Source organism: Nonomuraea sp. NPDC050643, from assembly GCF_040654715.1.
Classification (GTDB): domain Bacteria; phylum Actinomycetota; class Actinomycetes; order Streptosporangiales; family Streptosporangiaceae; genus Nonomuraea.
Genome location: NZ_JBFAIM010000038.1, coordinates 1 through 14,661 on the forward strand (window position 1 = coordinate 1; position 14,661 = coordinate 14,661).

The following is a 14,661-nucleotide window of genomic DNA, read 5'->3' on the forward strand; positions in this document are numbered from 1 at the left end:
GCCGTTCAAGTCCCTGTCAAATTGACCGGCCCTGCTCGTTCTGCGGGAATTAAGCTCTGTCCCCTTTCGGAGACAACCCCTCTAACTTACCAGCCTGTCGACCGATCTGCGAATCGATCTCCAGACCCGCGAGCCGGAAGGGATTGCCGACATTCGTGACGCAACACACCAAAGTCACCTAGGTGAAGGAGGAGGGTTGCGCTGCACTGCGTCAGCTCCTAAAGATTAGCAGCGCTCCCGACCTCTCGGACCGGATCGACATCTTCCCCGGCAACGGAACGATCACAACCGAACATAGACTCCCCACGTGAGCAGCAACACACCGCCAGTGGCGAAGAAGGTTCCGACGGAGCGCACTCATCACGGCGACATCGTCATCGACGAGTACGCCTGGCTGAGCAACAAGGAGGATCCAGATACCACGGCCTATCTGGAGGCCGAGAACGACTTTCTCAAACAGGAGACCGCTCACCTCTCCGAGCTCCAGGAGCAGGTGTTCCAGGAGATCAAGGGCCGCACCCAGGAAACCGACCTGTCGGTGCCCAGCCGCAAGGGCGCGTGGTGGTACTTCACCCGCACCGAGGAGGGCAAGCAGTACGCCGTCTCCTGCCGCGTACCGGCCGACAGTGACGCGCCGCCGGTGATCACCCCGGGCGTCAGGCTCGACCGCGAGCACGTGATCCTCGACGGCAACGAGCTCGCCGGCGACAGCCCGTTCTTCTCGGTCGGCACCAGCTCCGTCACCCCCGACGGCACGATGCTGGCGTTCTCGACCGACTACAAGGGCGCCGAGCGCTTCACGCTCAAGTTCAAGAACCTCGAGACCGGTGAGGTGCTCCCCGACGAGATCACCGACATCTTCTACGGGGGCGCCTGGTCGGCCGACGGCTCGGCGTTCTTCTACACGCGCGTGGACGACGCCTGGCGTCCCTACCAGGTCTACCGGCACACCCTGGGGACCCAGGAGGACGTGCTGGTCTACGAGGAGGGCGACGAGCGTTACTGGGTCGGCATCGGGCTGACCCGCAGCGAGCGCTACCTGGTTCTCGGCACGGGCAGCAAGATCACCAGTGAGGTGCGGCTCCTCGACGCGACCGACCCCACGGGCGAGTTCCGGGTCGTGCGCCCCAGGACCACCGGTGTCGAGTACAACGTCGAGCACGCGGGCGACTTCTTCTACGTGCTCCACAACGAGAACGCCGAGAACTTCGAGCTGGCCACCGCCCCGATCGACGACCCCGGCGCGTGGACCCCGCTGATCGCCCACCGTGAGGACACGAGGCTTCTCGACATCGACGCGTTCTCCGACCATGCCGTGGTGCACTTCCGCCGCGACGGCCTGACGGGGCTGCGCGTGCTCCCCTACAGCCCGGCCGGGGAGACGTGGGGCGAGCGGGTGGCGGCGGCGGAGCGGAACGCGTACGAGATCGACTTTCCCGAGCCTCTCTACGACGTCGGCCCCGCCGGCAACCCCGAGTTCACCACCACGCGCCTCAGGCTCGCCTACACGAGCATGGTCACCCCGCCCAGCGTGTACGACTACGAACTCGACACGCACGAGCTGATCCTGCTCAAGCAGCGCCCGGTGCTGGGCGGCTACAACCCGGCCGACTACGAGCAGTTCCGCGAGTGGGCCACGGCCGAGGACGGCACGAAGATCCCCGTGTCGATCGTCAAGCGCAAGGACGCGGCCAGGCCCGCCCCGACCGTGCTCTACGGGTACGGCAGCTACGAGACCTCCATCGATCCCAGCTTCTCGGTGCCGAGGCTGTCGCTGCTCGACCGCGGCTTCGCCTTCGCCATCGCGCACGTGCGGGGCGGCGGCGAGATGGGCCGCCACTGGTACGAAGAGGGCAAGCTCACCAGGAAGCGCAACACGTTCACCGACTTCGTGGCCGCGGCCAGGCACCTGAAGGCGGCCGGCTGGAGCGAGCGGGTCATCGCCAGGGGCGGGTCGGCCGGTGGCCTGCTGATGGGCGCGGCGGCGAACCTGGCTCCCGAGGAGTTCGCGGGGGTGGTGGCCGAGGTGCCGTTCGTTGACGCCCTGAACACCATTCTCGACCCCTCTCTCCCGCTGACCGTGATCGAATGGGACGAGTGGGGCGATCCCCTGCATAATGCCGACGTCTACGCCTACATGAAGAGCTACTCGCCGTACGAGAACGTGGACGGCAGGCCGTACCCGCCGATTCTGGCGATCACGAGCCTGAACGACACGCGCGTGCTCTACCACGAGCCGGCGAAGTGGATCGCGAGGCTGCGGGTGACGGCGAGCGGTGGGCCGTTCCTGCTGAAGACGGAAATGGGCGCGGGGCATGGCGGCCGCAGCGGGCGTTACGACGCCTGGCGTGAGGAGGCCTTCGCGCTTTCCTGGATCATCGAGAGGGGCACGTCATGACTTATCAGGCCGACGACCAGCGCTACGAGCGTCAGCCCTACAACCGCAGCGGTCGCAGCGGTCTCAAGCTGCCCGCGGTCTCTCTGGGGTTGTGGCACAACTTCGGCGACGACCGGCCGATCGAGAACTCGCGGGCGATCCTGCGCCGGGCGTTCGACCTCGGGGTGTCGCACTTCGACCTGGCCAACAACTACGGAGTCCCGTACGGGTCGGCGGAGCGGAACTTCGGCCGGATCCTGCGCGAGGACTTCCTCCCCTACCGGGACGAGCTGGTCATCTCCACCAAGGCCGGGTTCGACATGTGGCCGGGCCCGTACGGCGAGTGGGGGTCGCGCAAATACGTGCTGGCGAGCCTCGACCAGTCGCTCCAGCGCATGGGCCTCGACTACGTCGACATCTTCTACAGCCACCGTCCCGACCCGGGCACGCCGCTGGAGGAGACCATGGGCGCGCTCGACCGGGCGGTGCGCTCGGGCAAGGCGCTGTACGCGGGCATCTCCAACTACTCGGCCGAGCAGACCACCCAGGCCGCGCGGATCATGCGCGAGCTGGGCACGCCGCTGCTCATCCACCAGCCGTCCTACTCCATGATCAACCGGTGGATCGAGGACGGCCTGCTGGACGCGCTGGAGGAGGCGGGGATGGGCTGCATCGTGTTCTCGCCGCTGGCCCAGGGCCTACTCACCGACCGCTACCTGGACGGCGTGCCGGCCGGCTCGCGAGCGGCCACGAGCCGGTTCCTGAGCGAGGACCAGATCGACCGCGACCTGGCGCGCGACCTCAACGAGATCGCCAAGACCAGGGGGCAGACGCTGGCTCAGATGGCGCTGTCGTGGACGCTCAGGGACCCGAGGGTGACCAGCGTGCTGATCGGCGCGAGCAGCGTGAAGCAGCTCGAGGACAACGTGGCCTGCGTGGACGGCCCCGACTTCACCGAGGACGAACTTCGGTCCATCGAGAAGCTCACAGGTCCTCGTGCCGCTGGAGGTAGGTGAAGGAGGCCCAGCCGGGAAGCACAGGCAGCCAGAACGTGAGCAGCCGGTACAGCAGGACGGCCGAGGTGGCCAGTTCCTTGGGCACCCCGGCCAGCACCAGGCCGCCCACGAGCGCCAGCTCGACCGCGCCCAGACCGCCAGGTGTGGGCGCGGCCGAGCCGATCGCGTTGGCCGTCAGGAAGACGACCGCGACGGCGGTGAAGCTCAGTGAGCCGCCGAACGCGGCGACGCAGGCGTGCAGACACAGCACGAACATGATGGTGATCATGAGCGTGCCCACCGACGCCTCGACCATCTTGCGCGGCGACTGGAGCACGTCGAGCAGCCTGGGCAGCACATTCGAGAACAGCTTGTGCAGCCGCGAGGTCAGCAGCCTGCGCAGCGGCGGCACGCCGAGCAGGGCCACGACGAGCACCGCGACCGCGAGCAGCACCACGACCAGCCCGCGCGACGGCGTGAACGAGGTGGCCGTGGTCGAGCCGGTGATGTAGGCGAACAGCAGCAGCAGCGCGATGTGGAAGACCAGCATGATGAGCTGCGAGGCGCCCACGCTGGCCACCGCGCTCGCCGGCGGGATGCCGCGTTTCTGCAGGTAGCGCGTGTTGATCGCGACACCGCCGACCGCCGCGGGCGCGACGAGCTTGACGAACGAGGACGCGAACTGCACGAGCACCGTACGCCAGAGCGGCAGGGGCTCGGGCACGAACCCGCGCAGCATCAGCGCGGCGGCCACGAAGCTGACGAACGAGGCCACCAGCGCCAGCCCCGTCCAGGCCCAGTTGGCCGTGGTGATGACGTGGTAGACGTCGACCTGGCTGAGCTGGGAGAGCACGATGTAGGCGGCGATGGTGCTGGCGATGATCGTGATCAACGTGCGCGGCCTGAACCGCTCGAGGCGCACCTCCTCGACCTTGCCCTGCGGCTTGAGCGCCACGATGTGGTCGCGCAGGCCGGGCAGCACGCTCTTGGCCTTCGACAGGGCCGCGCGGGTCTCCCTGGTGAGCGCGATGCGCTGGAGCAGCGGCATCGCGGCGGCCAGTGAGTCGGGGCCCATGACGGCCGCCGCGGTCCGGACCGAGCGCTCGGGGCCCACGCGCAGCGCCAGGTAGGTGAGGAGCTGGGCGACGTCGAGCCTGAGCAGCAGGTCGCCGGCGGCGATCTCGCCGCTGCGCGCGTCGGTGAGCACCACGCGGCCGGCCCGGTCGAGGTGGATGCCGTCGCCGGTGAGCCGCCGGTGCGCCAGGCGCTGGATCTGCAGCAGCTCGACCTGCTCCCAGATCTGGGCGAGCAGGGCGTCGTCGATCTCGTCGTCGGGGACCTCGTCGAGCGGGCGGGTGTCGAGGTGCTCGTAGGCGAGCAGCGCGGCCTCGGTGCCGATCTCGCTGGTGCCGAGCAGGCGGGGCGTGCTGGCGCCGGCGGCCTGGGCCGCGTACGCCATGAGCGCCTCGCGTTCGAGCTCGGCCCGCAGCGACCTGATCGCCCGGCGCCTGGTCTCGGAGTTGAGCCGGATGCGCCGCCACAGCCGGTAGGGGAGCCCGGCCACCTGGCGGTCGCGGTCGAGCACGGTGACGTCGAGGCTGGTGCCGTCGATGAGGCCGATGGCGTAGCGGCGGCTGCCCTGGTGGTCGTCCTCGATGCGGCGGGCGGAGAGCGGCGAGAACGACAGCTTGCGCAGCGCGGCCACCACGGCGCTGCCCGGCGGCCTGGTGTTGGGGCTGCCGACGCCGTAGAGGGTGGCGTAGCCGATGGCCATGCCGACCAGGACGGTGACGATGGCGCTGGGCAGCGTGATCTGCCTGCCGGAGAAGAAGGCGAGGATGTAGAGGGCGACCGTGGCCCACATCAGCATCCGCCAGGTGGGGCGGCGGGAGATGCGGACGGCGGTGGAGTAGGCGATGACCGAGGTGAGCAGCGTGTTGAGCGGCTCGATCGCCCGGTCGCCGGTCAGCAGCACGCGCAGGTCGTCGATGTTGCCCGCGGTCAGCCACTGGCCGAGCAGGAACGACCCGGCCATGCCGATGATGGCGGCGATCAGTCCTTCGGCGACCCGCAGGCCGTCACGGTGGAAGACCCGCTCGACGGCGAAGGCGGCGGGCACGATGAGCACGGCCGCGCCGCCGAGGAACGCGGCGATCCTGCTGAGCAGCGGTACGAGCTCGGCGCCGTCCTGGACGTCGGCCTCCAGGCCGATGAGCGTCTGCTTGGCGACGAGGGCGAGCAGGATGACCGCGCTGAGCACGATCAGCGTGGCGAAGAAGCGCAGCAGGTCGGAAGGGCGGCGCAGGCGCTGGGGCAGCAGTGGCTCCACGACGTAGATGTCGTTGTGCGCGCGCGATTCGGCCACGGCTGGTTCCCCCTCCCCCGAGAGGCCCTCCGTATCGTCTCGTTCCCTGATATCGGCCACCGACAGCGATTCTGCACCTTCCCGGGCGGACCGTACGATCTCTAGGCTTCCAGTCTCCTCAATGGTGCCTCCCCCAGTCGTCGCATCGGGCAGGCTACACGGTGGAGTTCCCACCCTTCACCTCCGATATCCTGTGCGGCCATCATGCCTGGCAGGAGACGTAGGCTGTGACCCATGTCGGGTGAATTGAGGGTTTTGGGGGCATGCCCCCTTGACTGTCCGGATACCTGCTCCTGGGTGGTCACTGTCCAGGACGGTAAGGCCGTCAAGATGCGGGGCAATCCCGACCAGCCCTACACCAGGGGCGCGCTCTGCGTGAAGGTCAACCGCTACCTGGAGCACACCCAGGCGGACGACCGCATCCTTCACCCGATGCGCCGCACCGGGCCGAAGGGCTCCGGCCGGTTCGAGCGGATCACCTGGGAAGAGGCGCTCGACGAGATCTCCGTACGGCTGCGCGGCATCGTCGAGGAGCACGGCGGCCAGGCCATCTGGCCGTACCTGGGCACCGGCACGCTCGGCTATCTGCAGGGCTGCGAGGGCGTGGCCGGGCGGCGGTTCTGGAACATGCTGGGCGCCTCCAAGCACTGGCTCAACATCTGCTCGGCGGCGGGCAGCACCGGCCTGTGGCGTACGAACGGCACCGCGGGCGGCATGGACCCGGAGAACTTCGCGCAGGCCAGGCTGATCCTGCTCTGGGGCACGAACACGCTGACCAGCGGGCACCACCTGTGGAAGTTCATCCAGGACGCCAAGGCCGGCGGCGCCCACGTCGTCGCCATCGACCCGATCCGCACCAGGACCGCCGACCAGGCCGACGAGTGGCTGGCGATCAGGCCGGGCACGGACGCCGTGCTCGCGCTCGGGCTGCTCAACGTCGTGCTGGCGGAGAACGCGCAGGACGAGGAGTTCCTGGCCGAGCACACCGAGGGCTGGGCGGAGTTCCGGGAGGAGATCCTGGACCACCCGGTCGGCAAGGTGGCCGAGATCACCGGGATCCCGGCCGAGGCCGTCCACAGGCTGGGGATACGCCTGGCCCACACCCGCCCCACCGCGATCCGCGCCACGCACGGCCTGCAGCGGCACGCGGGCGGCGGCACCACGATGCGGACGATCGCCGCGATCCCCGGCGTCACCGGCGACTGGCGCCACCCCGGCGGCGGCGTCGCCTTCTCCACCAGCGGCCACGTCCACCTGAACGTCGACAGGCGCGACGACCTGCTGGCCAAGCCGGTCCGGACGCTGGTCATGACCAAGCTGGCCTCACAGCTCGACGACGTGAAGTGCCTGTGGGTGTACGCCGCCAACCCCCTCGGCTCCACCCCCGACGCCAACGCGATCAGGCGGCAGCTCGCCCGCGAGGACCTGTTCACGGTGGTCATGGAGCAGTTCCCGACCGACACCGTGGACTACGCCGACATCGTGCTGCCCGCGACCATGCAGACCGAGCACCACGACCTGCACGCCGGGTACGGCCACATGTACCTGCTGTGGAACGAGCCCGCGACCGCGCCGCCCGGCGAGTGCCTGTCCACGACGGAGACGTTCCGGCGGCTGGCGGAGCACATGGGGATGACCGAGCCGTCCCTGTACGACTCGGACCTGGAGCTGGCCGAGCAGCTCCTGTCGAGCGGTCATCCTTCGGTGGAGGGCATCACGCTGGACCGGCTGCGCAAGGAGGGCTGGGTGCGGATGAACTACCCGCAGCCGTTCGCGCCGTTCGCCGAGGGCTTCCCGACGTCCTCAGGGCGGCTGCGCTTCCCGCCGCGGGGCAAGGCGTACGTGCCGCCGCACTGGGCCGGCGAGGCGGGGCGCTCGCCCTACCGGCTGCGGCTGGTCACGCCCGCCTCGCACATGTTCCTCAACACGACCTTCGGCAACAACCCGGAGCTGCGGCGCCGCGCCAAGGACCCGGTGGTGATGGTCAACCCGGCCGACGCGGCGGCGCGCGGGCTGGTGGACGGCCAGCGCGTACGCGTGCACAACGACGGCGGCGAGTTCCTGGCCGACGTCGAGATCAGCGACCGGGTGTCGGCCGGGGTCGTGGCCTCGCCCAAGGGCCGCTGGCCCAAGCTCAGCCCCGGCGGCGCCAACCCCAACGCGGTGGTGGCCGAGCGGGACGGGGACATGGGCAGGGGGCCCGGCTTCCACGACAACCTGGTCGAGATCACCTCAATGTGAGCTTGTATCCCACGTGGGAGTCGGTGAAGCCGAGGGAGTCGTAGAAGCGGTGCGCGTCCGTACGTGATCTGTCGGAGGTGAGCTGCACCATCGCGCAGCCGCGCGCCCGCGCCCGGCCGATCGCCCATGTGATCATCTTGCGGCCCAGCCCCTGGCCGCGAGCGGCGGCGGAGACCCTGACGGCCTCGATCTGGCACCGCTCGGCGCCCAGCCGCGACAGCCCGGCCAGGTACGTGAGCTGCATCGTCCCCACCACCTTGCCGTCGTGCTCGGCCACGATCAGCTCGTCGTAGGGGTCGGCGTCGATCCGCGCGAACGCCGCCAGATACCGCTCGTCACCCGGGTCGCCCTCGCGGGCGGCTCCGAGGTGGTCGTCGGCCAGCATCGCCACGATGGCGGGCACGTCCTCCCTGCGGGCCTGGCGGAAGATCAGCGACAGCACGTAGTGGGACTCCATGAGGGCGGGGTTGGACGGCAGCGCCATCACCTTGCCGCTGGGGGTGAAACCCTTGCGCGTGTAGAGGGCGCGGGCGGCCCGGTTCCGGTCCACGGCCCAGAGCCCGATCTCCTCGGCGCCGGCGCTCCTGGCCCACGCCACGGCCACGTCGACCAGCCGGGAGCCCAGGCCCTCGCCCCTGGCCTCCGGCGCGACCCACATGGCCAGCAGGTGCGCCACGCCGTCCTCCATCTGCACGCGGACGAGCCCCACGTCGGCGTCGCCGGCCGTGGCCACCCACCAGCGCGATTCGGGGTTCTCCAGTCTTTGCGCCCATTCGGCGGGGGCGAACTCGATCTCCCGGCCGTACGAGGAGCCGAACGAGTCCGGCGAGTCCTGGAGCGCGCGCAGCCGGATCCGCCGCAGCCGCTCGCCTTCACCCGGCTTGAGGTGCACAATGTCGATTTCCTGCATGCCCGAATCATGTCAGGGGCGGCTCAGGGTCCATCCCCGATGCCTCCAGGGGTGGGCAAAAGGCAGCATGGGTGACATGAACGAAATCAGCCGACGCGATGAGATATCGCTCTCGGGCGCCGCTCTGCGGGGCGCCCCTTGGAAGGCCGCCGCAGTCGGCGGCGGCGTCGTGGCCGTGGCCGGCACCGGGGTCAGCCTGCTCACCGGCGGCGGTGACCTGGTGTGGGCGCTGGGCCTGGGCATCAGCCTGTTCGCCCTGATCGCCGCCATCGGCGCGGTGGCCAAGCCGCACGAGGGCGACCGGGTGACCCGTCAGGCGCGCCAGTGGTCCCTACGGCACCCGTGGAAGTTCGCGCTCCTGCCCGCCGGTCTCGCGGCCGCCCTCGACTACCCCGTGCAGCTCGTGCTCGACGGCGAGGGCGTGTTCGGCTCGGCCGTGCAGGCAATGTGGCACGGCGCGCTCGTCTACCTGATCGCCGCCATCCTGACGCTCACGATGCGGGGACGAGCGCGTCCCGAGCGGTGACCCGATCAGCCGCTCTGCCCCTCCCTCTCCGCCTGGCTCCTGCACACACAGAACTCGTTGCCCTCGGGGTCGAGCATCGTCACCCAGCCGGTGCCGTCGGGCGTGCGCCGATCGTCGAAGACGGTCGCGCCCAGCCCGAGCAGCCGCTCGACCTCCTGGTCACGAGTCCGCCCCTCGGTCCCGTTGACGTCGAGGTGTATCCGGTTCTTGACGGTCTTGCCCTCGGGCACGCGGATGAACAGCAGGAACGGGTCGTGCTCGGTACGCAGCATCACCTCGTCGTCCCCGGGCACGTCCCCTTCTCCCAGGGGCAGGCCCGTGGCCTTGCTCCACCAACTGGCGATCTCGTACGGGTCGGCGGCGTCAATGGTGACGGCATGGATTTCGATCATCCGCCCACCCAACCCGACACCACCTAAGACGTCAAGCCAGTGTTCGTAGCCCGATGACACCGGCCAGGATCAGGGCGATCGAGATGAGGCGCGCCGGCGAGACGTCGTCGCCCAGGGCGATCATGCCGAGCACCGCGGTGCCGGCCGCGCCGACGCCGGTCCAGACGGCGTACGCGGTGCCCACGTCGAGGGTCTTGAGCGCGTACGAGAGCAGGCCGAAGCTGAGCACGGCCATGGACAGGAACGACAGGGTCCACCACAGGTGGGAGAACCCGTTGCTGAGCTTGAGCGAAAGGGCCATGGCGACCTCGAAGACGCCGGCCAGGACGAGCAGAATCCACGCCACGATGACAACTCCCTGAAGACGAGTGACTCGGTGCGTCGTCTTGGCGTTCCGGGTACGGCGCGTCTCGTCCGGGAGCCTTCTCAGCTCATCTGGGTGAACGTCGCGGGACGCACGGTCATTCCCACCAGATCGTGACCCATCGGTCGCGCGGCATCGGCCACATGCCCAGCTCCACCACCGTGCCGGCCACCTCCTCCGCCCTGGCGGGGTCGAGGCAGACCCGGCGGCACACGCTCGCGGCCAGCTCTTCCAGCGACGTGAAACGTTCCAGGGGAGCCTCTCTCTCCTCCACGTGAACGGCGAACCCGAGCGCCGCGGCCAGCGCCACGCAGTCTTCGGCGATGGGCCGAACCGGCCGGTCGACGCCGTGGAAGTGCTGCCAGAGCGGCGCCATCCAGCTCATGGGATGGCGGTGCGGCAACTCCAGCACGACCCGCCCCTGAGTGTGCCCGTCGAGCGCGCGCAGGAAGGCGGCCAGGTCGGGCACGTTGTAGACCACGTGGGCCGCCACGGCCGCGTCGGCCACCGGCACCCGGTCCGCCACGTCGGGCCAGCGGCCCACGACCGTCGTGACCGGGACGCCCAGCTTCTCCGCCCGGGCCGTCAGCCCTTCCAGCATGGACGCGGAGGTGTCGACGGCGTAGAGGTGGCCGATGCGCGCGTGCAGCGGCAGCGACGACGCGCCGGGGCCGGAGCCCACGTCGAGCAGCGTGCCCTTGTCGGGCAGCCCCTCGGACAGGCGCGTCATGGTGGGGCCGTCGTCGGGCTCGGCCAGCGCCCTGTCGGTACGGGTGCCGAACCGCTCGGGCGAATGGCTCCACGGATCCACGGGAGCCTTGGCCAGGATCTCGGGCGGAATGGCCCAGGAATCCAGTCGCTCTCGCCATCGGGTGGCGAGTTCTTCGGCGTCCATGGAGACGAGCATGCCATGCATGGCACGGGTTACCCGCGGGTAGCATTTCAGAGTAAGGTTACTCGCCAGTACAGACGCCTCGGTTCAAGGAGATCGACGCCCATGGGCCACTACAAGAGCAACGTGCGTGACCTGGAGTTCAACCTCTTCGAGGTGTTCGGGAGACGCGAAATCCTCGGCACGGGGCCCTTCCCGGACGTGGACGAGGATGTCGCCCGCAGCCTCCTGGAGGAGGTGAACCGCCTGGCGACCGGCGTCCTCGCCGACTCCTTCGAGGAAGGCGACCGGCATCCGCCCGTGTTCGACGCGGCGACCGGCTCGGTGACCGTGCCCGCGGGCTTCAAGAAGTCGTTCAAGGCGCTGGTGAACGGCGGCTGGGCGCACCTCGACCTGCCGGCCGACCTGGGCGGCCCCGGCATCCCGCGGAGCCTGGCCTGGGCCACGGCCGAAATGGTGCTCGGCGCCAACCCCGCGCTCTACATGTACGCCGCCGGCCCCAATTTCGCCTACACCTTGTGGAAGCTGGGCACGCGGGACCAGAAGCGCTTCGCCGAGCTGGCCATCGAGCGCAACTGGGGCGCCACCATGGTGCTGACCGAGCCCGACGCGGGCTCCGACGTGGGCTCCGGGCGCGCGAAGGCGGTGCGGCAGCCCGACGGGAGCTGGCACATCGAGGGCGTCAAGCGCTTCATCACCAGCGCCGAGCACGACATGGCCGACAACATCTTCCACCTCGTGCTGGCCCGCCCCGAGGGCCACGGCCCCGGCACCAAGGGCCTGTCGATGTTCCTGGTGCCGAAATTCCATGTGGACCTCGAGACCGGCGAGCTCGGCGAGCGCAACGGCGTCTATGTGACCAATGTTGAGAAGAAGATGGGCCTGAAGGTCTCCACGACCTGTGAGCTCACGTTCGGCGACAAGCATCCGGCGGTCGGCTGGCTGGTCGGCGAGGTGCACGAGGGCATCAGGCAGATGTTCACGGTGATCGAGCACGCGCGCATGATGGTCGGCACCAAGGCCATCGCCACGCTCTCCACGGGCTACCTCAACGCCCTGGAATATGCCAAGTCCCGCGTGCAGGGTGCCGACCTGACCAGGATGGCCGACAAGGGCGCCCCCCGGGTGACCGTGACCCACCACCCGGACGTACGCCGCGAGCTGATGCTGCAGAAGGCGTACGCCGAGGGCATGCGCGCCCTGGTGCTCTACACGGCCACCTTCCAGGACGCCCTGCTGATCGACCCCGACGACCGGCACTCCAGCGCCATGAACGACCTGCTGCTGCCCATCGTCAAGGGCGTCGGCTCCGAGCGGTCGTACGAACTGCTCTCCCGCTCGCTGCAGACCCTGGGCGGCTCCGGCTACCTCCAGGACTACCCGATCGAGCAGTACATCCGCGACGCCAAGATCGACTCCCTGTACGAGGGCACCACCGCGATCCAGGGCCTCGACCTGTTCTTCAGGAAGATCCTGCGCAACCAGGGCGCCGCCGTCGGGTCGCTGCTGGCCGAGATCAACGAGTTCGCCGGCTCCGAGGCCGGCAACGGGCGGCTCAAGGAGGAGCGCAAGCTGCTCATCGAGGCCGCCGCCGAGGTCAAGGCCATGGGCGACATCATGGCGGGCTGGGCGCTCGGCTCCCTGGAGGCGCCCGCGGAGGTCTACAAGGTCGGGCTGAACACCACCCGCTTCCTGCTCTCCCTGGGCGACCTGGTGATCGGCTGGCTGCTGCTGCGCCAGGCCGAGGTGGCCCTGGCCAGGCTGGCCGAGGCCGAGGATCCCTTCTACCTCGGCAAGGTGGCCGCCGCCTCCTTCTTCGCCAAGACCGTGCTGCCCCGGCTCACCGCCGAGCGGCGCGTGCTCGCCTCGACCGGCCAGGAGCTCATGGAGCTGCCCGAAGAGGCCTTCTAGTCCGCCTCTGCCACCCGCGGCAGTCGCACCGGCAGAACGCCCGCCTTCGCGCGGGCGTTCTGTCGTGAAAGGCACAGTCAGGCGCGCCGGTGGCGAGTAGCTTCACCGGCATGAGTTCGTCTGCCCAGGACCATCCCCTGCCTCCGCCGCACGTGGAGGAGGTGTCGGACGGCGTCTACGCCTACCTCCAGCCTGACGGGAGCTGGTGGATCAACAACACCGGCTTCCTGGCCGGGCGGCGTGGCGTCATCTGCGTCGACGCCTGCTCGACCGAGCGCCGTACGCGGGGTCTGCGCGAGGCCATCGGCAAGGTCACCGACCGGCCGATCACCACGCTGATCAACACCCACCACCACGGCGACCACACGTTCGGCAACTGGCTCTTCCCCGAGGCCACGATCGTCGGGCACGAGGGCGTGCGCGAGCAGATCATCGCCGACGGCATCCCGGCCTACCGGGCGGCGTGGTCGCCCGAGGTGGAGTGGGGCCGGTTGGAGCTCGCGCCGCCGTTCCTGACCTTCACCGACCGAATCACGGTGCACTCCGACGACCTGCGCTGCGAGGTGAGGCACGTCGGGCACGCCGCCCACACCACCAACGACTCCTACGTGTGGATCCCGGAGCGGCGGCTGCTGTTCGCCGGTGACCTCGTCTTCAACGGGGGCACGCCGTTCGTGCTGATGGGCTCGGTGGCGGGCGCGCTGCGCTCCCTCGACCAGCTCAGGGAGCTGGGGGCCGAGACGATCGTGCCGGGGCACGGCGAGGTGTGCGGGCCGGAGGTGTACGACCGGGTCGAGGGCTACCTGCGCTTCGTGCAGGAGACCGCCGAGCGCGGCAGGGCGGCGGGGCTGTCGCCGCTGGACGCGGCCAGGGAGACCGACCTCGGCGAGTGGGGCGGGCTGCTGGACTCGGAGCGCATCGTGGGCAACCTGCACCGCGCCTACTCCGAACTCGACGGCCGGCCCCTCGGCGCCCCGATCGACCTGGTCACCGCCGTACTCGACATGATCACCTACAACGGCGGCGAACCACTGTCGTGTCTCGCGTGACATGTCACGGGTGTGATCCGTGATAGCCGGGTATGACCGTGGCTGTACCAGCCGTTTGCCTGGAGGTCGTCATGGGTGTCGGAGTAAGCATCTTCTTCCTCACGCTTGGCGCCATCCTGAAGTTCGCGATCGACCCCGATGTGTTCGGCGAGAGCGTCCGCATGGATGTCATCGGCGTCATCTTCATGATCGTCGGTGGCGTGGGGGTGGTGCTGAGCATCGTGCTGGCTCCCCGGCGGGGCCAGACCTCCGACGGCCGGCTGATGCACCGCGAGAACAACCCGCCTGATCTCTAAAGGCTGAGCTGGACGGCGGCGCGGCTCGCCAGGATCGGCTTGATGTGCTCGGCGATCACCGTCTGGTGCTGGGGGTGGTCGCGGTAGACCAGGTAGTCCTCGACGCTGTCGAAGTCGGCCACCACCCCGTATTCGTGATTGCCCTGGTTGATGCCCGCGTCGGCGCCCACGGTGTAGGAGCGCAACTGCGGGATGAGGCCGGGCAGCTTGCCCAGCTCGGCCGTCACGGCGGCCTTCTGCTCGTCGGTCGCGTCTTCGGTCCAGGTGAACAGCACGATGTGGCGGATCATGCGGGCAACTTTATCCGGAGGCCGGATCGATGTATTCGATCGGGCCCATCCCT

13 protein-coding genes, 1 pseudogene and 1 riboswitch are annotated in these 14,661 nt (G+C 69.4%); of the genes and pseudogenes, 7 read left to right on the forward strand and 7 right to left on the reverse strand.

Features of this window, described 5'->3' with window-relative positions; all coding sequences use genetic code 11:
* The first annotated feature begins 307 nt into the window (after positions 1-307).
* Together AB0I15_RS38465 and mgrA are read left to right on the forward strand one after the other, a co-directional pair.
* A complete protein-coding gene (locus AB0I15_RS38465; protein WP_358107090.1) occupies positions 308-2,398 on the forward strand; it encodes a S9 family peptidase in 2,091 nt (696 codons plus the stop codon).
* Entirely contained in the window at positions 2,395-3,393 is a 999-nt protein-coding gene (mgrA, locus tag AB0I15_RS38470) for an L-glyceraldehyde 3-phosphate reductase (RefSeq protein ID WP_358107093.1), read from the forward strand. The genes AB0I15_RS38465 and mgrA overlap by 4 nt, the downstream gene beginning before the upstream one ends.
* Here mgrA and AB0I15_RS38475 read toward each other — a convergent pair.
* Complete coding sequence (locus AB0I15_RS38475; RefSeq protein ID WP_358107096.1) at positions 3,362-5,737, reverse strand: lysylphosphatidylglycerol synthase transmembrane domain-containing protein; 2,376 nt, start codon at positions 5,735-5,737, stop codon at positions 3,362-3,364. The two genes, mgrA and AB0I15_RS38475, sit on opposite strands and share 32 nt — an antisense overlap.
* A gap of 234 nt (positions 5,738-5,971) precedes the next feature.
* Between AB0I15_RS38475 and AB0I15_RS38480 the strand changes: the two genes are divergently transcribed.
* Positions 5,972-7,978, forward strand: a complete 2,007-nt coding sequence (locus AB0I15_RS38480; RefSeq protein WP_358107099.1) for a molybdopterin oxidoreductase family protein — start codon at positions 5,972-5,974, stop codon at positions 7,976-7,978.
* On the opposite strand, the gene AB0I15_RS38485 is transcribed toward AB0I15_RS38480, so the two are convergent.
* Positions 7,965-8,435 (reverse strand): GNAT family N-acetyltransferase, encoded by a 471-nt coding sequence (locus tag AB0I15_RS38485; RefSeq protein ID WP_358107387.1) that lies wholly within the window; start codon positions 8,433-8,435, stop codon positions 7,965-7,967. The genes AB0I15_RS38480 and AB0I15_RS38485 overlap by 14 nt on opposite strands.
* Before the next feature lie 42 nt (positions 8,436-8,477).
* Positions 8,478-8,888 (reverse strand): annotated as a pseudogene (locus AB0I15_RS38490) (GNAT family N-acetyltransferase); the annotation flags it as partial.
* 76 nt (positions 8,889-8,964) lie between these two features.
* Between AB0I15_RS38490 and AB0I15_RS38495 the strand changes: the two are divergent.
* Positions 8,965-9,414 (forward strand): hypothetical protein, encoded by a 450-nt coding sequence (locus AB0I15_RS38495; protein ID WP_358107102.1) that lies wholly within the window; start codon positions 8,965-8,967, stop codon positions 9,412-9,414.
* 5 nt (positions 9,415-9,419) lie between these two features.
* Here the strand turns inward: AB0I15_RS38495 and AB0I15_RS38500 are convergent, their stop codons facing one another.
* The 3 genes from AB0I15_RS38500 to AB0I15_RS38510 form a co-directional block, all read right to left on the reverse strand.
* The gene (locus AB0I15_RS38500; protein ID WP_358107105.1) at positions 9,420-9,806 is read right to left on the reverse strand and encodes a VOC family protein; all 387 of its coding nucleotides are present in this window, start codon (positions 9,804-9,806) and stop codon (positions 9,420-9,422) included.
* A gap of 31 nt (positions 9,807-9,837) precedes the next feature.
* On the reverse strand, positions 9,838-10,152 hold the full coding sequence (locus tag AB0I15_RS38505; RefSeq protein ID WP_358107108.1) for a multidrug efflux SMR transporter: 315 nt from the start codon (positions 10,150-10,152) through the stop codon (positions 9,838-9,840).
* Positions 10,153-10,181: 29 nt separating this feature from the next.
* A riboswitch (guanidine-III (ykkC-III) riboswitch) is annotated at positions 10,182-10,242 on the reverse strand.
* Between the two features lie 25 nt (positions 10,243-10,267).
* On the reverse strand, positions 10,268-11,077 hold the full coding sequence (locus AB0I15_RS38510; protein WP_358107111.1) for a methyltransferase domain-containing protein: 810 nt from the start codon (positions 11,075-11,077) through the stop codon (positions 10,268-10,270).
* 90 nt (positions 11,078-11,167) lie between these two features.
* Here AB0I15_RS38510 and AB0I15_RS38515 point away from each other — a divergent pair, with 90 nt between their 5' ends.
* The 3 genes from AB0I15_RS38515 (at position 11,168) to AB0I15_RS38525 (ending at position 14,318) form a co-directional block, all read left to right on the forward strand.
* The gene (locus AB0I15_RS38515) at positions 11,168-12,973 is read left to right on the forward strand and encodes an acyl-CoA dehydrogenase (protein WP_358107115.1); all 1,806 of its coding nucleotides are present in this window, start codon (positions 11,168-11,170) and stop codon (positions 12,971-12,973) included.
* A gap of 110 nt (positions 12,974-13,083) precedes the next feature.
* Positions 13,084-14,022, forward strand: a complete 939-nt coding sequence (locus AB0I15_RS38520; RefSeq protein ID WP_358107118.1) for an MBL fold metallo-hydrolase — start codon at positions 13,084-13,086, stop codon at positions 14,020-14,022.
* A gap of 32 nt (positions 14,023-14,054) precedes the next feature.
* Positions 14,055-14,318 carry a hypothetical protein gene (locus tag AB0I15_RS38525; protein ID WP_358107121.1) on the forward strand — a complete coding sequence of 88 codons (264 nt, stop codon included), beginning with the start codon at positions 14,055-14,057 and terminating at the stop codon, positions 14,316-14,318.
* Here the strand turns inward: AB0I15_RS38525 and AB0I15_RS38530 are convergent.
* Positions 14,315-14,608 carry a Dabb family protein gene (locus AB0I15_RS38530; RefSeq protein ID WP_358107124.1) on the reverse strand — a complete coding sequence of 98 codons (294 nt, stop codon included), beginning with the start codon at positions 14,606-14,608 and terminating at the stop codon, positions 14,315-14,317. The two genes, AB0I15_RS38525 and AB0I15_RS38530, sit on opposite strands and share 4 nt — an antisense overlap.
* Positions 14,609-14,661 lie beyond the last annotated feature (53 nt).